Here is a 19641-nt window from a genome sequence, read left to right as displayed (position 1 = left end):
TCGGTATCGGCTTTGTCACATCTGCAGCGCCTCGGATAAACCTGCTCCAGGGTTAAATTTCTCCCGGTTTTTTGCGTCCTTACGGTGGGGTGGTTACCCCTGTGAGGGTGTTCAATTTGACTGCGGAGTCTGTGTGATTATTTCCAACGGGTTGGCCAGGGTGTGCGTGACGGGGCTGTTGCTGGGGGTGAGCCTGGCTGCAACGGCACGGGAGTCGACAACGCAGGCGTCGGCGGATATCCGCCGCACCAGTTTCGGCGTGCCGCATATTCGCGCCAATGACGAGCGTGGCCTGGGCTTCGGGATCGGTTATGCCTATGCCCAGGACAACCTATGCCTGCTGGCCAATGAAGTGGTTACCGTGAACGGCGAGCGGGCCCGGTACTTCGGCCCCGAGCAGTCGACCCTGGAAGAGCGCAACAACCTGGCCAGCGATGTGTTTTTCACCTGGCTGAATACTCCGGGCGCGGTGGCGGCTTTCTGGAAGGCGCAAAGCCCGCAGATCCAACAGCGCATGCAAGGCTACGTGGCCGGCTACAACCGCTATCTGAAAGAACAGGGCGCACCCGCCCAGTGCCAGGCGGCCTGGGTGCGGCCGCTGGTGGTTGAAGACCTGGTGAAATTGACCCGCAGGTTGTTGGTGGAGGGCGGTGTCGGCCAGTTCGCCGAAGCCCTGGTCGGCGCCGCGCCGCCCCAGGCCACCGCGAGTGTGCAACCCAGCGCCAAGGCATTCGAATTGGCCGCCGCCAATCAACAGCGCTTCAGCCTGGATCGCGGCAGCAATGCCGTGGCGGTGGGCCGCGACCGTTCGTTCAATGGCCGTGGCATGTTGCTGGCCAACCCGCATTTCCCGTGGGTGGGCGGCATGCGCTTTTATGAAATGCACCTGACCATCCCCGGCCAGTTGGATGTGATGGGCGCCGCGCTGCCCGGCCTGCCGGTGATCAATATCGGCTTCAACCAGCATGTGGCGTGGACGCACACGGTGGATACGTCCAAGCACTTCACCCTGTTTCGCCTGACGTTGGATCCCAAGGACTCCACGCGCTATATGCTGGATGGAAAATCCATCCCCCTGGAGAAAACCTCGGTGACGGTGCAGGTCAGGCAAGCGGACGGCAGCGTGAAGCCGGTAACCCGCTCGGTCTACAGCTCGCAGTTCGGCCCCGTGGTGCAATGGCCCGGCAAGCTGGATTGGGACAGTCGCCACGCCTTCAGCCTGCGCGATGCCAACCTGGGCAACGACCGCGTCCTGCAACAGTGGTATGCCATGAACCGTGCCACGAGCCTCAAGGACCTGCAAACCTCGGTGCACACCCTGCAAGGCATCCCGTGGGTCAATACCCTGGCCGCCGATGACCAGGGCCAGAGCCTGTACATGAACCTGTCGGTGGTGCCCAACGTCAGTGCGGCCAAACTGGCGCAATGCAGCGACCCGCGTGCCGGCCTGCAGATGATCATGCTCGACGGCGCCCGCAGTGCCTGCGCCTGGGACGTCGACCCGCGCGCCGCCCAGGCCGGCATCTTCCCCGCCGACCAGTTGCCGCAGCTGGAGCGTAGCGACTACGTGCAGCACTCTAACGATTCGGCGTGGCTGGCCAACCCCAAGGCACCGTTGACCGGCTTCTCCCCGGTGATCAGCCAGGACCACATCGGCCTCGGCCCGCGCGCACGCTTCGCCCTGCAACGCCTGCAATCCCTGGAGGCGCAACCGATCAGCGTCGCCGACCTGCAAAACATGGTCATGGACAACGAGGTGTACCTGGCCGGCCAGGTCATGCCCGACCTGCTGGAATTCTGCGCCAAACACCTGGGCGCCGACGCGGCTGCGCTCAAGCCACTGTGCACCAACCTCACCGATTGGGACCGGCACGCCAACCTCGACAGCGGCCTGGGCCTGGTGCACTTCATCAATTTGGTTGAAGACCTGCAGCAACTCCCCGATGCCTGGCGCGTCGCGTTCGACCCGGCCCAACCCCTGACCACCCCACGGGGCCTGGCCATCGAGCGCGCCCCCGTGGCCAAGGCCCTGCGCGAAGCCATGCTGGCCTCCACCGCAGCCGTGGCCAAACTCGGCCTCAACGCCGACAGCAAATGGGGCGATATCCAGGTCAGCGGCCAAACCCCGATCCACGGCGGCCCGCAAGCGCTGGGGATCTACAACGCCATGCAAACCGTGCCCCGGGCCGACGGCAAGCGCGAAGTGGTCAGCGGCAGCAGCTACCTGCAGATCGTCACCTTCGACGACCACGGCCCCCACGCCCAAGGCCTGCTGGCATTCTCCCTGTCCAGCAACCCGGCATCGAAATACTCGAAGGACCAGACCCAAGCGTTCTCCGAGAAAAAACTGCGCCCACTGCCGTTCACCGAGGCCCAGATCAAGGCCGACCCGCAGTACCAGCAGCACCTCATCAAGGAGTAGGGCAGGCGCGCAACCCCTTGATGCCAATACGAAATATTTTTGAAATCAAGGGGTTGCAGGCAAAAGCAAATAAGTACATAATGGCGCCCATCGAACGCAACGAAGCATTAAAAACTTCAATGTATTCAATGAGTTAGAGTAGAGGCAGGGCTCTATGGCCCACTCAAGTTTTTATGCGGTGAATGCCAGTGGCAAGGGCATTGATCGTTTGAGGCCGAGTAGCAAAATGGTTATGCAGCGGATTGCAAATCCGCCTACGCCGGTTCGATTCCGACCTCGGCCTCCACTCTTAAAACCCCGTAGATCAATGGTCTACGGGGTTTTTTATTGCCTGCGATTTGGTAATCGCTTCCGCAACTTTTCGGATCGCTTCCGCAACCCTACCTTTTTTGGGAAGCTCAAGAGGCCGTTATCGGTATGGCTCTCCTCGATTGAACGTGGGATTGTGCTCGAGACCAAGGAGCCTAAACGTCCACTCACGGCCAGAAGTAGTCAGTCGACGGGTTTGATAAAGATGATTAAACAGTTGGTATTTGGTAAACAACCGAGTCGTACTTGGCTGATGTGCGCATCTCGAGGATGATCCCACCAAGAGCCTCGGCAATACGTCGACTCGCATGGTTGTCCGTCGCAACGGGGTAGATGAAACTTTTTGCTACCACTCGCTGGCTGGCCCACTGAACAACCGCTTGGACCGCTTCACCTCCAAAGCCTAGCCCGTGTTTATCTTCACGAATCCAGATACCCAGCTCCGGCGTTTCACCGTGGGTATCGTGCAGGCCGACAAGGCCAGTAAAACGAGCATCGTCGAGTTGTCTAATTGCGAACACAAAGTCGCTGCCATCTGCGATTGAAGGCAGCCAGTGCCGCCAGACGTTTGCGTAGTCCTCAAGAGAAGCAGGTGGCTCCCACGACATGTAACGAGTCAACGAGGCAGTTATACAAGCGAAGGATTCAACGGCGTCCTGCGCGCAGAATGGCTGAATACTAAGGCGTGGCGACTGAATGCAGATTTCGCGGGTATCGACGAGCATCGTAATTTCCTTACAAGAGGTGCAGTACTCCGTGTGTGTCAAGGAAAAGTAACACGCTGACCATTTCTTCAGCGAATCGGACGTCTGCGTCTCTTGGCCGGCAGCTGACTATCGCCGCAGTTGACATCAATCCAAAGCGTTCACACTCCATCTCCGCGCAGGTCCATTTCCAGCATTCCTCTTGATATCCCCCTCAGTAGCCTCCTAATCAGTTAATTCAGTATGTTCAAGCCCAATGGCAAAGGCCGCGACGGCACATTTATCCTCATGACGAGATAGAAAATCATCGGTGACAGAGAGATCTGGACCAATTTTGGTAGAGACGCCACATTTTCCAATCGCGGCGATATATTGCCTTTGCGCTAATAGCGCGAGTGCTTCTCAGTAGTATTAAATGCCAGGCTCTTAAATACCGTATTTGTTAAAGATGCTCACAGAAAGTCATTAGCTATCCGCGAGCGGGGTGCGGCTTGCTAACTGGCTAGTGGTGTCTTGAAGCTTACGCAATTCGAGGGCAACTCGTGGCTGTATAGCTGTCGTGACAATTATTGATCCGTCTTTAGGGAATTTTGCATGATTATCAATATTAGTAATTCGATTCCAGAAAAAATCGCTCCAGGCGCTATTCGTCAAGAAACCGATAGCAAAGCTGAGGGTTCATCAAAGATATCTATGGACGAATCCGCTGTCAGCCCAGGAGATGGACTTAGAGGTGTGCTCGACGAGAAAGATGTGAGTTCCTCGAAAGCTCCGGATATTGTCGAAACGTTGAAGAGACAACTTGAAGAGTTACAAAAACAACTTCAAGAAGAACTCCGAAATCTTCAAAAGACTCAATCCGGAAAACAAAGTGAAGAAGCTAAAGCGGCAGCTGCGCTTGCGGCTCAAGCGCGTATAGGTGCCCTTAATGCATCAATATCGACACTGACGGCCGCCTTGTTGAATGCACTGATATCTCAAGGTGGCAGTAGTTCAGGGTCGCTGGTAGAAACTACCGCCTGAGTTTTGGGTAGTCGCTATCGCTGGCCGGGGCGACGGCGCAAACTCACCATCCTTATTTGTAAGGTCTCGCGGCCGCGTCGACCATATTGTAAACGCTGTTTGTAATCTCCAGCTGAGTAAGCCACAGAAGGAGGCTAGCATTGCCAATATCGATGGTTTTCGATACCAGCGGCACTCGCTTAGTATTCACGCTTCATACAAAGGAAGGGCATGTCCAGTGGCAGCAACCAAGAACTTAAGCAATCTCCAGGTAGATGGAGTGCTTTGTATAAGTTTGAGAAACCGGCAAGATCGCAGAAATTTAATAAAAAATGAATTTGCACAGTCTGGTCTGGTTATAGAATTCATCTTAGTCGATGCTGATGTGGAAAACCCGGAACGCGGGTGCTTCAACTCCCACATCAAATGTGCAACGTTAGCCGTTGAGCGGCGTTATAAAGCCGTATTGATTTTGGAAGACGATGCAACGCTTTCTAGCTTCTCGCCCTCGCAAATTTTGCGAATCAATCGCTTCATGACAATGCGAACGCCCAAGCTTCTTTACCTCGGTGCAACCCTGGGCAAGCTGTGGCTGACCTGGAACCGAGGAATAGCACGGGTTAGAGCCAAAGGGACGTTTGCCTATATTCTGTCGAATGAAGGCTGTAGAGAACTGATCAAGTTATCGACTTACACAGGTACTCCCATCGACAAACTTTTTACAAAGTCTTTCAAGGCTTACTGCTCACTCCCGCTTATCTGCAACCATCACCCGAATGTTTAGCCAAGAGCGATATATCTACGTGTCGAATAGCGGACGGCTCCTCAGCCGACGAAAAGTTTTGGCAGCGTAACTGGCGACGTCAATATACACAAGTGCTTAAAAATATCGGAAAAACCATTGTCCGACGGGACATTTAATCGAATATTTTTTTGCGTATTTCGCGGCACTCTACATATTAGAATAAAGCAGATAGGAAATGATCTGTGACATCCGGGGTGATTTTTCTATTTTCCATAATTGTCTAGGCTAGCAAAAGCCTGGCTCCGTTATTAGATGATCCATCATCGAGAGTAATTGCATTCTGCCTTACATGCCAAGCGATGCGCTTTGAGGCGCGCGTGACTCTGCTGCTTAGGGCATATTTAGGGCATGGCACGGGCCGCAGTAGGCCGCCAAAGCCTGCTAAGGTTCGCTCGTTTTTCCACTATTGCTGGCCTATACCGGTATACGCGAAAACAAGAACGGGTTCGAATCCCTGTCCGGACAGTTGATTGGACGGCTTGATAGAACGAGAGGAGGGATACCCGACTGTAGGCGATGAAGCATAGAAAATCCATTCCGCAACGGAAATAGAACCTCCCGATTTCAGAGGGCTCCAGCGAGGAAGAAATATTGACGATGCGGAATTTATGTTGCTATAAGTAATTGAAAATAAACAATATATTTGTGGATTGCAAATCCGCCTACGCCGGTTCGATTCCGACCTCGGCCTCCACTCTTGGAAACCCCGTAGATTAACGTCTACGGGGTTTTTTATTGGGCGAAAGAAAAGGCCCGGGTGCCAACCTCTCGAGCAGGCCGATCTACCTCCCTCCGCATCCGCCTGTGCAGGCGCCATTCCCTTGCCGTTGTGTACAGCGTTGTGCCTTGTTCCTCCCGCGCTCGAAGGGTTTTTCGACGAGTGACGTGTCTAGATCAAGGGTCAGGAGGCTTTTAAGGTTGTCATGGCCCGTGTTGGCGACTACCCTGAAAATGTTCGTATTGTTACGAATAATTTCGGTTGTGGCTGTTTTCAAGTCACGCTACTTCAGGATGAGGAACGAAAATGTTTTCACACGAAGGTCCCGCAATAGAGCTGTTGCTATTCATTTTTGGTCTGGCGATGCTACTTTTGGTCGTTTGGTTTTTTCATCATCAATACGAGCGAAAGACGGGGAAGGGTGTTAAAAAACTACATGATCTCGACGACAAACGCTCAACCTGACGCTGCTGTCGAATGACTTGATCGAGTCGGCTCCCGCTGGCTCGCACTGTTCACTGACGTAAAGATCGAGGGCTGGCTACGATTTCCGAGTCGAGGCCCTCATTCTTGAGCGTACTGAACTCTATCTTCAGCGCCAGTCTCTGACCTGCTGATGCGCTGCGCCTTCACTTCACCCGCGTACCTGGCGATTTTCTCCCGCTGAGTTGCCAGCAACGTGCAGATCTTCACTAGCGCCAACGCCTCACTCGGCGTCCTGCTGCTGTTTGCCAGGGCTGTCAGTTCAACCACGGACCAGCCAATGACTGCAGTTGCATCTTCCAGGTCATAAAACAATTCCTGCTGGGCGGTTCTGGGTCCATCGAGGCCCTGTATCAACTCGTTCATCTACTTCTCCGCCTGGTGCTGATTCAGTTCAAGGCCCATGACCACCATCCCTATTTCTACCAAATCCGTGCTGAAGGGGATTTCACCGATCCGGCGAAACCCAAACCCCGCGTAAAACCGCTGGGCATTTAAATTGCTCTTGAGCACGTCCAGCCACAGCAAGCGTTCCCTGCGCTGCACCGCCTGATCGCAGATAACCTGCAAAAGTTGCCTGCCATAGCCAAGACCGGCGGCGGACTTGAGGAAATAGATTTTCTGCAGCTCTGCCCCCAATTCGCCAGTGATCGGCGCCGGGGTTGACCAGTTGACCTTGGAGAAACCCAAGGGGTTACCCCGTTCGTCTGAGGCGATAAGCCACGAATGACGGTCGGGCAGCTCAAGTGAGCGGCTGAGCGAATCCTGTGAGAAATCCTGTTCGAGAAAGTCCTGCATGCCTGAGGGAGACCAGAGTGTCGAGAAATGCGCTTGATAGGTTTCGCAGCCGACTGCACGCAGGCTATCGAGATCGGCCTTGGTCGCTGCGCGAATGTTGAGCATGTTCTTCCCCCCGGTTAACGCGTACCCAATGAGTTGACGTGTATCCACCCCAACACAAACCCTACCAAGACGTTACACGAAACCCATGACGGACTTCATTTAACGCGGTCTTACTTGACGTACACCCAACCTTGTAAAGCAGAGAGCGTTGTCATGAAGTTGAATTACCTAACCAAGGCGGCTGTTGTTGTCGCGCTGTTGTCGACCTTGTCAGGCTGCTGGATATTCATGCCGCCGGGCGGTGGTGGGGGTGGTGGCCATGGCGGTGGTGGTCATGGTCAAGGCGGCGGCCCTGGTGGCGGTCCGCGCTGACAGCCAGTCAACGGGAGGCAGGCCATGAACAATGGCCTGCCTCTTTTTTGCCCCGGATAAATCCCAGGCAAAGAAAAGCCCGCGATGGGGAGCACGGGCTAAAAGGGATGTTCATTAGGAGCTGGGTTCACCATAAGGGTGCGTCTGTGAAAGCTTTGTGAAAACGCCGGAGCCATCTGAACCTGAAGTGTATGCCTCGATCCGTGCCTGGCTGTACGAGGCGCCGGGCGGCATAACCCACTACTGTCGCAGGCCTACCACACCGCTCGGATGCCGCACCATGTCCATGTCTACCAGCCTGCTGTCGGCTTTTGTGCTGTTCGCCTTCGTGTCCTCGATCACCCCAGGTCCGAACAACACCCTGTTGCTTGCCTCGGGGGTGAACTTCGGGTTTCGCCGCTCGATGCCCCATGCGCTGGGGATCAGTATCGGCTTCATGCTGCTGGTGATTGCGGTCGGCCTGGGCCTGGGCGAAGTGTTCAAGGTATTCCCGTGGGCCTACACGGTGTTGCGCTATGTGGGCGCGGCGTACTTGCTGTACCTGGCCTGGAAGATCGCCACGGCGGGCGGCATGTCCGATAGCAATGAGGAACACGGCAAGCCCATGACCTTCCTCGGCGCGGCGGCGTTTCAGTGGGTGAACCCCAAGGCGTGGATCATGGCGCTCGGGGCCATCACCACCTATACGCCGGCTGAGGGCTATGTCACCAACGTGCTGGTGATTGCGCTGGTCTTTGCCGTGGTCAACCTGCCCAGTGTGTGCGTGTGGGTCGGGTGTGGCAGCGGCTTGCGCAATGTGCTGCGCGAACCGCGCTGGGTGAGGCTGTTCAACTGGTCAATGGCCGGGCTGTTGGTGCTGTCGCTGTACCCGATGTTGTTTGCCGGCTAGGCGTCAGACCGGCGAGATGGTTGCCAGCAGCCCGATGCCGATGGTCAGCACTAAAAAACCGAACAGGAAAATCGCCATCTTGGTCATAAGGCCTCCGAAGGGAAGGGGGTAGGGATGGGGGCCATTGTCCGCCCAGGCGGCGTTTCAATACAGGCGCAGATAGCAAAGAAAAAACCGTATCAGATGCGCCGGCGAGGGTTCTGCCACGGGCTTTTTGCGCCTGTGGTTTTTTCAAGATCAGTGCCTGAGACAGCCAGCGTTTTTCCCCCTAAGATGGCGCCCATTGCATCAACAATAAAAGTGGGCCAACCCTCGATGGAAAGACGCCAGTTCAGCGGTGGCATGAAAGGCAAGAACCTGCGCTACCTCAACGAAACCTCCCAGCCGGCATCGGTCACCCGCGTCGGCTTCCTGCTGCTCGAACATTTTTCCCTGCCGGCATTCACCCAGACCCTCGACACCGTGGTCACCGCCAACCTGCTGCGACCTGATCTGTTCGCCACGCGGACCTTCGGGTGTGACGACGGGGAAGTCATCAGCGACCTGGGCCTGGTGATCCGCCCCGACGCGCGTCTCGATGCGCCCGCGCTGCAAGGCCTGGATCTGCTGGTGATCTGCGGGGGCTTTCGCACCGAACTCAAGGCTGACGATCCCTTCATCCAGCTGCTGCGCACGGCCGCCGAGCAGGGTGTGAGCCTCGCGGGGTTGTGGAACGGCGCATGGTTCCTCGGCCGCGCCGGCCTGCTGCAGGGCTACCGCTGCGCCATCCACCCCGAACACCGCCCGGCCCTGGCGGAAGTGTCCAAGGCCACCCACGTTACCAGCGAGCCCTACGTGATCGACCGCGACCGCCTCACCGCGTCGAGCCCCTCCGGCGCCTTCCACATGGCCCTGGACTGGATCAAAAGCTTGCACGACAAAGCCCTGGTCGAAGGTATCGAGGACATCCTGGCCTTCGAAGAATCGCGTTACCGGCGCATCAAACCCAGCGAAAACGTCAGCGTCAGCGCGCCCCTGCGCGAAGTGGTCAAGCTGATGGACGCCAACCTCGAAGAACCGCTGGAACTCGACCAACTTGCCGTCTACGCCGGCCGCTCGCGCCGCCAACTGGAGCGCCTGTTCAAGGAACAACTGGGCACCACGCCGCAGCGCTACTACATGGAACTGCGTGTCACCGAAGCACGCCGGCTGTTGCAGCACACCGAACTGTCACAGGTGGAGGTGCTGGTGGCGTGCGGGTTTGTCTCGCCGAGCCATTTCAGCAAATGCTACAGCTCGTATTTCGGATATCGCCCCTCCAAGGAGAAGCGGTTGGTCAAGTAAGGTGACTGTCGCTCTATGCGCGCCGGCATGATTTTTCAAGGAGGACCCATGTCTCTTACACGTTTGGATCGTTATCGCGGCAGTTTGCTGGGCTTGGCCTGTGGCGATGCAGTCGGGACCACGGTGGAGTTCATGCCCCGTGGCACATTTACTCCGCTCACCGATATGGTGGGAGGAGGGCCGTTCAACCTCAAGCCCGGCCAGTGGACCGACGATACTTCAATGGCGCTGTGCCTGGCCGAAAGTCTGTTGCGCAAAGAGGGGTTTGACGCGGCGGATCAGATGGGTCGCTATCTGAATTGGTGGAAATGGGGCTATTTGAGCTCCACCGGCGACTGTTTCGATATTGGCCTGACCGTGAGTAAGGCGCTAACGGCGTATCAAGACAGCGCAAACCCCTTTTCAGGCTCTACGGATCCGTATTCCGCCGGAAATGGTTCGATGATGCGCCTTGCACCGGTGGTGTTGTTTTACTTTCCGGACCTTCAACGTATCCGCTATTACGCCGCCGAAAGCTCGCGCACCACCCACGCTGCTCAGGAAGCAATCGAGTGCTGCCTGGTGCTGGCCCAGGCAATCAGCAATGCGCTTGAGGGTGTTTCAAAGGATCAGGTATTGCAGTTGGCGCATATGGACCTCGCGGCGGCCAACGTCGCCGCACTTGCGCAGGGCAATTACCTGGAGAAGTCCCGTGATGACATCGTCGGCACCGGCTACGCCGTGGCGTCCCTTGAGGCCGCACTCTGGTGCTTCCACCATACCGACAGCTTTGCGGCGGCAGTGCTGATGGCGGCCAATCTGGGCGATGACGCAGACACTACCGCAGCCATCGTTGGCCAACTGGCCGGTGCATATTATGGCGCCCAAGCGATTCCTGGCGACTGGTTGGAAAAGCTGTGGATGCGCGAAGAAATCCAAGGCATGGCGGATGCCCTGTTGGCAGCTTCGACCGGTAATCTCGTGCAGTGAAGCGAGCACCGTCTGCAAAACCATGAAGATCAAATGTGGGAGTTGTCGAGCTCAATTGTGGTGAGCGGGCTTGTCGAATCGTCGCACCGCCCGCGCTGGGCTGCGCAGCAGCCCCAAAACCAGGCGCAGAGGAGTGCCTGAGACTCGGCATTCGTCTTGATCAGGGGCGCTTCGCCCCCCACGCGGGGCAAGCCCGCTCACCACATGAAATAGCGTGTGCAAGTTGCTGTGCTTGGAGGTGGCGGTTCTTCTCAAAACCGCCCCAGTCGATACGGCCCTAGCGCCGGCAACCCCGAAAACGCAGGCGCCCCCGACGCCAATTGCCCCACCATCTCCGCCGTCACCGCCGCCTGGGTCAGCCCCAAATGCTGATGCCCGAACGCAAGCAGCACCTTCCCGTCACACACCCGATCAATAATCGGCAGCGAATCCGGCAGCGACGGTCTGAAGCCCATCCACGGCGTCGCGTCCTCTGCACTCAGATCCTCACGAAACAACCCCTGGCTCAACCGATGCAACTGCCACGCCCGCGCCATGTTCGGCGGGCGGTCGAGGCCGGCGAATTCCACGGTGCCGGCCAGGCGCAGGCCGCCTGTCATGGGCGTCATGATGAACTTGCGCTCCAGGGACGTGACGGCAAACGGCAGGCGCTGCTGTTCATGGGGCAGCATCAGGTGATAGCCCCGTTCGGTGTCCAGCGGGACTTTTTTGCCGGTCAGGGCGGCGGTGAGTCTGGCCGAGTGGGCGCCACAGGCGATCAGCACCTGGCGGGCGGCAAAGGTGCCTTGATCGGTGCTCACGGTGATGCCATCGCCTTCAATCCGCGCATCCAGCACCTGGCGTTGGAGGAACTGCACGCCACTGGCCTTGGCCGCCTCCACCAATTCGCAGACCAATCGGTAAGGGTCGAGGAAGTGCCCTGTTCGCGGGAAAAACAGGCCGCCCTGGATCTGCGCGGCCAATTGCGGGGCAATCTCATGTATGGCATCCCCCGACCAGAACTCCACCGGCACGTTTTGCGCCTGCATGCGCCGTTGCAAGCCATCGATGGCCGCGCGGGAGTCTGAACGTTCGAACACCAGCAGCGAGCCATCTTCGCGCAACAGCTCCGGGCGCTGAATACTGGCCAGCAACCGTTGCCAGGCGCCAAGGCTCGCTTCATTGAGCGCGCGCAGACCCGTCACCGTGCGCTGGTAACTCGCCGGGCGCAGGTTCAGCAGCAGGCGGATGAACCAGGGCAGGGCGCGTGGCAGGTATTTCCAGTCCAGGCGCAGCGGGCCCATGGGGTCCGTGAGCATGGCGGGCAAGCGCTTGAGGATCGACAGGTCGGCGATCGGGAACACTTGCTCGGTCGCCAGGTGCCCGGCGTTGCCGTAGGAGGCGCCCATGCCGGGCGCCAGTTGGTCGATCACCCGCACTTTCCGCCCCTGGCGCGCCAGCTGCAGGGCGCAGGCAACGCCAATGATGCCGGCTCCGATTACGGCGATATCCGCAGGGTCAGGGTCGTGCATCCGCTACGCCTCTCTCGACCAGTTGGCATACCACTGGCGAAACAGCGCGTACTGGGTTTCGGCGTAACGCCGCTGGGCATCGCTGAGCACGTCGGTCTCGTTGAAGTGCAGGGCGTAGCCCGTGTCGCCGTTAAGCACCATCAGATGCTTGTAATACAGCACCAGGTCGCAGCCTTCATCGAAGGACGACAACACCGCCAATGCCGCTTCCAGCTCCCGCGCCAGGCGCCGGGCCTTGGCATCACCCTTGGCGGCTTGCTTGCTCAGGGCCACCAGGTGCAGCACTTCGCGGGGCAAGGCATTGCCGACGCCGGTGATCGCGCCCGTGGCGTTGCAGTTGACGAAACCGTGCACCACCTGGGTATCGACGCCCACCATCAGGGTCACGCTGTCGTCCTGGGAGGTGATGTGCTCGGCGGCATAGCGCAGGTCGGCAGCGCCACCGAACTCCTTGAAGCCGATCAGGTTCGGGTGTTCGCGGCGCAGCTCGAAGAACAACTCCGCGCGGGTGGCAAAGCCGTAGTAAGGGCTGTTGTAGATCACCGCCGGCAGGTTGGGCGCGGCCTTGAGGATTGCCGAAAAGTGCGCCTTTTGCGCGGTGGCGGACGCACCTCGGGACAGCACGCGCGGAATCACCATCAAGCCCTGGGCGCCGACCTTGGCCGCGTGGGCGGCGTGGGCCACCGCCTCGCGGCTGTTCACCGCGCCGGTACCGACAATGGTCGGCACGCCGGCCGCCACCAGGCGCGCCACGCCTTCCTTGCGCTCGGCTTCGGTGAGCAACGGCCAGTCGCCCATGGAACCGCAATACACCACGGCGCTCATGCCGATATCGATCAACTCGCGGCCCTTGGCGGCCAGCGCGTCGAAGTCCGGCTTGCGCGCGGCGGTGCACGGGGTCATCAACGCGGGGACGCAACCGGTGAAGATGTTGTCGCTCATTGTTCTGGCTCCTTGCAGCGTTCAATCAAAGGGGTTGGGCTCAGATGCCCCAGGCAAACGGGTCCTGCTCGTCGATCAGCAAGGTGCTGTCGGCGGTCATGTAGGCGCGGCCGGTGATGAAGGGGATGACACGTGTGCCGTCCCATTCATATCGGCCTTCGAAGCGGCTGCCGGTGATGCTGGCTTGTACCCAGGTTTCACCGGGGTTGAGTTTCCCATCGGCGGCCAGGCACGCCAGCTTGGCGCTGGTGCCGGTGCCGCAGGGTGAGCGGTCGTAGGCTTTGCCGGGGCACATGACGAAGTTGCGGCTGTCGGCGTGGGCGTCGTCGGCGAACAGTTCGATATGGTCGATCAGGGCGCCGTCTGCGCCGTGGATGCCCTGGGCCTCGAGGGCCTTGAGCATCGCCCAGGTGTAGTCGGTGAGGGCGTCGACGTTGCTCATCTCCAACGCCATGCCATGCTCGCAGACCAGGAAGAACCAGTTGCCGCCCCAGGCAATATCGCCCTGGACTGCGCCATGGCCCGGTACATCCACCGTCACCTGCTGGCGATAGCGATAGGCAGGCACGTTGCGCAGGGTCACGGCGCCGTCGTCGTGCAAGGTCGCGGCCACCGGCCCCACCGGGGTGTCGAGGGTGTGCACGCCCGGCTGGATAAGCCCCAAGTGGTGCAGGGACGCCACCAGGCCGATGGTGCCGTGGCCGCACATGCCCAGGTAACCGGCGTTGTTGAAGAAGATCACCCCGCAGGTGGCGCCCGGGGTGATGGGCGCGCAGTACAGCGCGCCGACCAGTACGTCATTGCCACGGGGTTCCAGCAGGCAGGCGCGGCGCCATGGGTCGTGCTCCGTGCGCAGGTTTTCCAACTGGTCGGCGATGCTCGCGCCCTTGAGCGCGGGGAAGCCGGTCATCACCAGGCGCGTGGGTTCGCCGCCGGTGTGGGAGTCGATCACATGCAGTCGCTTCATAACGCGCTCCATCAATAAGAGCTGTGGGCTGCCTTCTTGTGAGTGTAGGGATAGGCATGCAGTGGCCCTATCGTGAACGCGCAGGCTGGGCGGCGATTGATGTTTTTTGCCGACATCGATGACGAAATCAGCACAGTTCGCCCTGCTCGACAGCACCCCGGGCATGGGGCAATCTGCTTGCCATCAAGGTGACAGCCGGGGAGAGACACTCATGCTTCAACGCGCGTTTGCGAGCCTTTGCCAAGGAGCAAGTCCTCCCCACAGCATCGAGCAACTATTGGCCGGCGTAGCGCAATTGCTGCCGATGCTGGACGTGATCCCCAATGCCGCCATCTTCATCAAGGACCTGGAGGCCCGTTACGTCCTCGCCAACCGCACCCTGGTGCAGCGCTGCGGCCTCAAGCAGTTGCAACCGTTGCTGGGCAAGACCAGCGCCGACGTCTTTCCCGCACCATTGGGGCCGGGCTATACCGAGCAGGACCGGCGCGTGCTGCAGCAGGGTTTTGTGCTGGAAGACCAACTCGAACTGCACCTCTACGGCAGCCGCGAACCCGGTTGGTGCCTGACCCACAAATGGCCGCTGTACAACCACGAAGGCCGCATCATCGGCCTGGCCGGGATATCGGTCGACCTGCAATCGGCCAGCCAGACCCACCCGGCCTACCAACGCCTGGCCGCTGTGGACGAGCACATCCGCACGCACTTCAACCGCCGCGTCACCCTCGGCGAACTGACGCGCATCGCCGGGATTTCCGTGGCGCAACTGGAGCGCTACTGCAAGCGCGTGTTCCACCTGACACCCCGGCAGATGATCCAGAAAGTACGCTTGGAACACGCCCATCGGTTGCTGCACAGCGACATGCCGATTACCGAAGTCGCGCTGCAGTGCGGCTATACCGACCACAGCGCGTTCACCCGGCAGTTCAAGGCATCGACGGGGTTTACGCCGAGGCAGTATCGGGAAACCTGCTGAGCGCCCGAGCCCCCGTTCAGGCACGCCACATTGCAATGCAACGAATGGCACACCGAGCCCTCATATGTTCACGAGTAATGTTTAACCACGACAGGTACCAAGCTTATGACCGCGGCTGAAAACAACCATGTGAACTGGCTGGTGGAACAATCGATGCTGCACGCGGCACGCCAGCGCGCCAAGCTCTATTCGGGCCAGGGCCGGTTGTGGCAACAGCCGTACGCGCAGACCCGGCCCCGTGATGCCTCGGCCTTGTCGTCCGTGTGGTTTACCGCCTACCCGGCGTCGATTGTGACGCGTGAGGGCGGTACGGTGCTGGAGGCGCTGGGGGATGAGACGCTGTGGCATGCGCTGTCGAAGATCGGCATCCAGGGCATCCATAACGGCCCGCTGAAGAAATCCGGTGGCCTGACCGGCACCCGGCACACGCCGACCATCGACGGCAATTTCGACCGCATCAGCTTCGAGATCGACCCGCAGTTGGGCACCGAGGCGCAGTTGCAGGCGTTGACGCGCATGGCGGCGGCGCATAATGCGGTGATCATCGACGACGTGATTCCGTCCCACACCGGCAAGGGCGCGGACTTTCGCCTGGCGGAGATGGCCTACGAGGATTACCCCGGCCTTTACCATATGGTGGAGATCCGCGAGGAAGACTGGCCGTTGCTGCCCGAGGTAGCCGAGGGCCGCGACGCGCAGAACCTCAGCCCGGCCCAGGTGGACGCCCTGCGCGACAAGCACTATATCGTCGGCCAGTTACAGCGGGTGATCTTCTTCGAGCCCGGCGTCAAGGAAACCGACTGGAGCACCACGCCGGTGGTCATTGGCGTGGATGGCAAGCCGCGTCGCTGGGTGTACCTGCATTACTTCAAGGAAGGCCAGCCGTCGCTGAACTGGCTCGACCCGACCTTCGCCGCGCAGCAGATGATCATCGGCGACGCCTTGCACGCCATCGACGTGATGGGCGCGAAAATCCTGCGCCTGGACGCCAATGGTTTCCTCGGTGTGGAACGCACCCTCGATGGCACGGCCTGGTCCGAGAGCCATCCGCTGTCGATCACCGGCAACCAGTTGCTGGGCGGGGCGATTCGCAAGGCCGGCGGTTTCAGCTTCCAGGAGTTGAACCTCACGGTGGATGACATTGCGTCGATGTCCCATGGCGGCGCCGACCTGTCCTATGACTTCATCACCCGCCCGGCGTACCAGCACGCGCTGTTGATGGGCGATGCCGAATTCCTGCGCCTGATGCTGCGTGAAATGCACCGCCAGGGCATCGACCCCGGCTCGCTGATCCACGCGTTGCAGAACCACGATGAGCTGACCCTGGAGCTGGTGCACTTCTGGACCCTGCATGCCCACGACACCTTCCTTTACCAGGGGCAGACATTCCCCGGCAATATCCTGCGCGAGCACATCCGCGAGCAGATGTACGAACGCCTGGCCGGCGAGCATGCGCCGTATAACCTCAAGTTCGTGACCAATGGCGTGTCCTGCACCACCGCCAGCATCATCACGGCGGCGCTGGGCATTCGCGACCTGGAGGCAATCAGTGCCGCCGACATTCAACAGATTCGCCAGATCCATTTACTGCTGGTGATGTACAACGCCATGCAGCCCGGGGTGTTCGCCTTGTCCGGCTGGGACCTGGTAGGCGCGCTGCCGTTGGCCGCCGAGGAAGTCGCGCACTTGATGCAGGATGGCGATACCCGCTGGATTCATCGCGGCGCGTACGACCTGGTGGATCTGAACCCTGACGCAGCATTGTCGGCCGGCCAGATGCCACGCTCGAAAAGCCTCTACGGCAGCCTCAACAGCCAGTTGCAGGACCCGGACTCGTTCGCCTCGCAACTGCAAAAGATCCTCGCCGTGCGCCGCGCCTACGACATCGCCGCCAGCCGCCAGATACTGGTGCCCGACGTGCAGAACCCCGGCCTGTTGATCATGGTCCACGAATTGCCGGCCGGCAGAGGCACGCAAATCACCGCGCTGAACTTCGGCGCCACGCCGATCACCGAAACCCTGAACCTGCCGGATATCGCGGCGGGGATGGTGGTGGACATCATCAACGAACGGGTGGAGGGCGACCTGACGGCGGAGGGCGAGTTCACCATTACCCTGGATGCGTACGAGGGGTTGGCGCTGCGGGTTATCAGCAGCACGCCGATGTAACCTCAATCTTCCAAGCACCGAAGAACCCAATGTGGGAAGGGGTGTTGTCAGGCCTGTGGCTGCTTTTCAGCCAACTGAAACCGATACCCCACCCCATACAACGACTCAATCGGGGTTTCCCCCGGGCATACCTGTTCCAGCTTGCGCCGGAGGTTGCGGATATGGCTGTCCACCGTGCGGTCGGTGACCACCCGGTGGTCGGAGTAGAGGTGATCCAGCAACTGGTCGCGGGAAAACACGCGGCCGGCGGCGCGGGCGAAGGTGTTGAGCAGGCGCAGTTCCAGGGGCGTGAGGTCCAGCGCGATGCCGTCCAGCGAGGCCTGGTAGCGGGCTTCGTCGATCAGCAGGCGCGGCGCGCCGGTGCCGAGCAGCTGCGGGCTGCGGCGCAGGATGGCCTTGACCCGGGCCACCACTTCACGGGGGCTGAAGGGTTTGCAGATGTAGTCGTCGGCGCCCAGTTCCAGGCCGAGCAGGCGGTCCACTTCTTCGACGCGGGCGGTGATCATGATGATCGGCACCGCGCTGAAACCGCGCAGGTCCTGGCACAGCTGCATGCCGTCACGGCCGGGCAGCATCAGGTCGAGCAGGATCAACCTGGGCTCGTGGGCACGCACGGCGGGCACCACGTGCAGGCCATTGTCCAGGCACCGGGTGGTATAGCCGGCGGCCTCCAGGTAGTCGCGCATCAGGGCGGCGAGCTTGGGTTCGTCTTCGACGATCAGGATCGGCGGTTCATCGTGCATGGTTCACAGGCTCCGGGGCAGGCGCAGGGTCAGCCACAGGCCGCCGTAGGGCGAGTGGTCGGCAACCAGGCTGCCATCGTGGGCGTTGGCGATGCTGCGGCAGATTGCCAGGCCCAGGCCGGCGCCGCCATGCTCGCGGTTGCGCGATGACTCGCCGCGGTAGAACCGCTCGAACAAGCGTGGCAACTGGCTTGCGGACACGCCCGGCCCGGAGTCGAGAAAGTCGATACGCACCGTGTCGCGGTCGACCCCCACACTGAGGCGCAACCTGCCGTTGACGTCGGTGTAGCGCAGCGAATTTTCCAGCAGGTTGGAAAACAATTGCTGCAGGCGACTGGCATCCGCCAGCAGCTCCACGGGCTCGCGCGGCAGCTCCAGGTCGAGCTGCAACTGGCGGGCAGCGAAGCGTTCCCGGTACATCGCCAGGCTGTTTTCGAGCACGTCGTTGAGCATGCATGGGGCCTTGCGGTAGGTCAGCGCACCGATATCCGCCAGGGACAACTCATACAGGTCATCCACCAGCTTGCTGAGCATGCCGACTTCGCCGAGCAGGGATTTCATCGTATTCGGGTCCAGGCTGCGCACACCGTCCTCGATCGCCTCCAGCTCGCCGCGCAGCACCGACAGCGGCGTGCGCAGTTCGTGGGAGACATCTGCCATGAACTCCCGGCGCATTTTTTCGTTGCGCTCCAGGGTATAGGCCAACTGGTTGAAGTCACGGGCCAGTTGGCCGACTTCGTCGTGGGAGGCCACGGCCACGCGGCTGCTGTAGTCGCCGCCGGCCAGGCGGTGGGTGGCGGCGGCCACGCGCTTGACCGGCTCCAGCAGTGTGCGGGCGATCCACCAGGCAATCAGCATCGCCAGCAGCAGCGAGAACACGCCCATCACCAGGCTGGTGCGCAGCTGGTATTGCTGGAAGCGTTCGCCACCGGCCTCGGTCACGCTCTGGAACGGGGTCACGGCCAGCCAGCCCACGGTTTCGCCCGCGACCACAATGGGGCTCACCAGCGCATCCTCACCAATCGCGGTGTAGCCGGTGACGCGCTTGCGGTCCTTGTCGAGCAAGGCGATGCGAAACAGCGCACCGGTCAAGTCCGAGGCCAGCGGTGTACGTAGGTCATGGGTGAACCGTTCTTCGTCGGGGTCTGGGCGCATGATGTCGAACCAGCGATCCGGGCGGTTGCGCATGAACGCCCAATTGCCTTCGCGCGCATAAGCACTGGCCAGGCGCGGCACCACCGTGGCCATGCGCTCCAGCGCCTGTTCATTGATATAGCCAAGGAACCCGCGGCCAAAACTCCAACTGGTGGCCAGGCCCATGCTGAGGATGACCAGCAGCACACCGGCCGATACCGCGACAAACAGTTTGGTGGAGATACTCAACTTCATGAACAAGGGCCGTAAAAGAGTGGACCCGCCCATTTAGGGCCCCAGGGAGGAAACATTCAACCCAGGCGGGCAATCTTCAATTTTCCTGCACATTTGCCCAGCAGCATG

The 19641-nt window shown here is 60.0% G+C and carries 16 protein-coding genes and 1 tRNA gene; 9 read left to right on the top strand and 8 right to left on the bottom strand.

The genetic code is table 11. From position 1 onward, the window contains the following. The first annotated feature begins 133 nt into the window (after nucleotides 1-133). Both B9N88_RS00910 and B9N88_RS00905 read left to right on the top strand, forming a co-directional pair. Nucleotides 134-2422, top strand: coding sequence for a bifunctional acylase PvdQ (locus B9N88_RS00910; protein ID WP_027606722.1), 2289 nt, complete (start codon nucleotides 134-136; stop codon nucleotides 2420-2422). Nucleotides 2423-2634: 212 nt separating this feature from the next. Then, nucleotides 2635-2708 (top strand) — tRNA-Cys (locus tag B9N88_RS00905). A gap of 232 nt (nucleotides 2709-2940) precedes the next feature. Here the strand turns inward: B9N88_RS00905 and B9N88_RS00900 are convergent. Next, entirely contained in the window at nucleotides 2941-3456 is a 516-nt protein-coding gene (locus B9N88_RS00900) for a GNAT family N-acetyltransferase (protein ID WP_027606721.1), read from the bottom strand. A gap of 573 nt (nucleotides 3457-4029) precedes the next feature. Between B9N88_RS00900 and B9N88_RS32180 the strand changes: the two genes are divergently transcribed. Both B9N88_RS32180 and B9N88_RS00895 read left to right on the top strand, forming a co-directional pair. Next, entirely contained in the window at nucleotides 4030-4458 is a 429-nt protein-coding gene (locus tag B9N88_RS32180; protein ID WP_133822102.1) for a hypothetical protein, read from the top strand. 217 nt (nucleotides 4459-4675) lie between these two features. Further along, complete coding sequence (locus B9N88_RS00895; RefSeq protein ID WP_159457356.1) at nucleotides 4676-5221, top strand: glycosyltransferase family 25 protein; 546 nt, start codon at nucleotides 4676-4678, stop codon at nucleotides 5219-5221. Nucleotides 5222-6524: 1303 nt separating this feature from the next. On the opposite strand, the gene B9N88_RS00890 is transcribed toward B9N88_RS00895, so the two are convergent. Both B9N88_RS00890 and B9N88_RS00885 read right to left on the bottom strand, forming a co-directional pair. Next, nucleotides 6525-6809, bottom strand: a complete 285-nt coding sequence (locus B9N88_RS00890) for a hypothetical protein (RefSeq protein ID WP_027606720.1) — start codon at nucleotides 6807-6809, stop codon at nucleotides 6525-6527. Beyond that, complete coding sequence (locus B9N88_RS00885; protein ID WP_027606719.1) at nucleotides 6810-7346, bottom strand: GNAT family N-acetyltransferase; 537 nt, start codon at nucleotides 7344-7346, stop codon at nucleotides 6810-6812. A gap of 592 nt (nucleotides 7347-7938) precedes the next feature. On the opposite strand from B9N88_RS00885, the gene B9N88_RS00880 reads away from it, so the two are divergent. The 3 genes from B9N88_RS00880 (at nucleotide 7939) to B9N88_RS00870 (ending at nucleotide 10839) form a co-directional block, all read left to right on the top strand. Further along, nucleotides 7939-8547: a LysE family translocator gene (locus tag B9N88_RS00880; protein WP_027606718.1), complete on the top strand. Its 609-nt coding sequence runs from the start codon at nucleotides 7939-7941 to the stop codon at nucleotides 8545-8547. Nucleotides 8548-8862: 315 nt separating this feature from the next. Next, nucleotides 8863-9870 carry a GlxA family transcriptional regulator gene (locus tag B9N88_RS00875; protein ID WP_081744446.1) on the top strand — a complete coding sequence of 336 codons (1008 nt, stop codon included), beginning with the start codon at nucleotides 8863-8865 and terminating at the stop codon, nucleotides 9868-9870. Nucleotides 9871-9918: 48 nt separating this feature from the next. Then, nucleotides 9919-10839: an ADP-ribosylglycohydrolase family protein gene (locus B9N88_RS00870; RefSeq protein ID WP_027606716.1), complete on the top strand. Its 921-nt coding sequence runs from the start codon at nucleotides 9919-9921 to the stop codon at nucleotides 10837-10839. 251 nt (nucleotides 10840-11090) lie between these two features. Here B9N88_RS00870 and B9N88_RS00865 read toward each other — a convergent pair whose 3' ends face one another. Genes B9N88_RS00865 through B9N88_RS00855 form a run of 3 tightly spaced genes read right to left on the bottom strand, consistent with a single transcriptional unit; the run spans nucleotide 11091 to nucleotide 14259 of the window. Beyond that, nucleotides 11091-12350, bottom strand: coding sequence for an NAD(P)/FAD-dependent oxidoreductase (locus B9N88_RS00865; RefSeq protein WP_027606715.1), 1260 nt, complete (start codon nucleotides 12348-12350; stop codon nucleotides 11091-11093). A 3-nt stretch (nucleotides 12351-12353) separates the two neighbouring features. Then, entirely contained in the window at nucleotides 12354-13292 is a 939-nt protein-coding gene (locus B9N88_RS00860; protein WP_027606714.1) for a dihydrodipicolinate synthase family protein, read from the bottom strand. Between the two features lie 40 nt (nucleotides 13293-13332). After that, nucleotides 13333-14259: a 4-hydroxyproline epimerase gene (locus B9N88_RS00855; protein WP_027606713.1), complete on the bottom strand. Its 927-nt coding sequence runs from the start codon at nucleotides 14257-14259 to the stop codon at nucleotides 13333-13335. 211 nt (nucleotides 14260-14470) lie between these two features. On the opposite strand from B9N88_RS00855, the gene B9N88_RS00850 reads away from it, so the two are divergent. Beyond that, on the top strand, nucleotides 14471-15232 hold the full coding sequence (locus B9N88_RS00850; RefSeq protein ID WP_027606712.1) for an AraC family transcriptional regulator: 762 nt from the start codon (nucleotides 14471-14473) through the stop codon (nucleotides 15230-15232). A gap of 105 nt (nucleotides 15233-15337) precedes the next feature. Beyond that, nucleotides 15338-17401 (top strand): maltose alpha-D-glucosyltransferase, encoded by a 2064-nt coding sequence (gene treS / locus B9N88_RS00845; RefSeq protein ID WP_027606711.1) that lies wholly within the window; start codon nucleotides 15338-15340, stop codon nucleotides 17399-17401. Between the two features lie 47 nt (nucleotides 17402-17448). Here treS and B9N88_RS00840 read toward each other — a convergent pair whose 3' ends face one another. Beyond that, the gene (locus B9N88_RS00840) at nucleotides 17449-18144 is read right to left on the bottom strand and encodes a response regulator (protein WP_027606710.1); all 696 of its coding nucleotides are present in this window, start codon (nucleotides 18142-18144) and stop codon (nucleotides 17449-17451) included. A 3-nt stretch (nucleotides 18145-18147) separates the two neighbouring features. Continuing rightward, on the bottom strand, nucleotides 18148-19533 hold the full coding sequence (locus tag B9N88_RS00835) for an ATP-binding protein (RefSeq protein WP_027606709.1): 1386 nt from the start codon (nucleotides 19531-19533) through the stop codon (nucleotides 18148-18150). Nucleotides 19534-19641 lie beyond the last annotated feature (108 nt).

The organism is Pseudomonas sp. LAMO17WK12:I1 (assembly GCF_900177315.1).
Taxonomy (GTDB): Bacteria; Pseudomonadota; Gammaproteobacteria; order Pseudomonadales; family Pseudomonadaceae; genus Aquipseudomonas; species Aquipseudomonas marginalis.
This window is presented reverse-complemented; position numbering and strand designations above follow the sequence as displayed.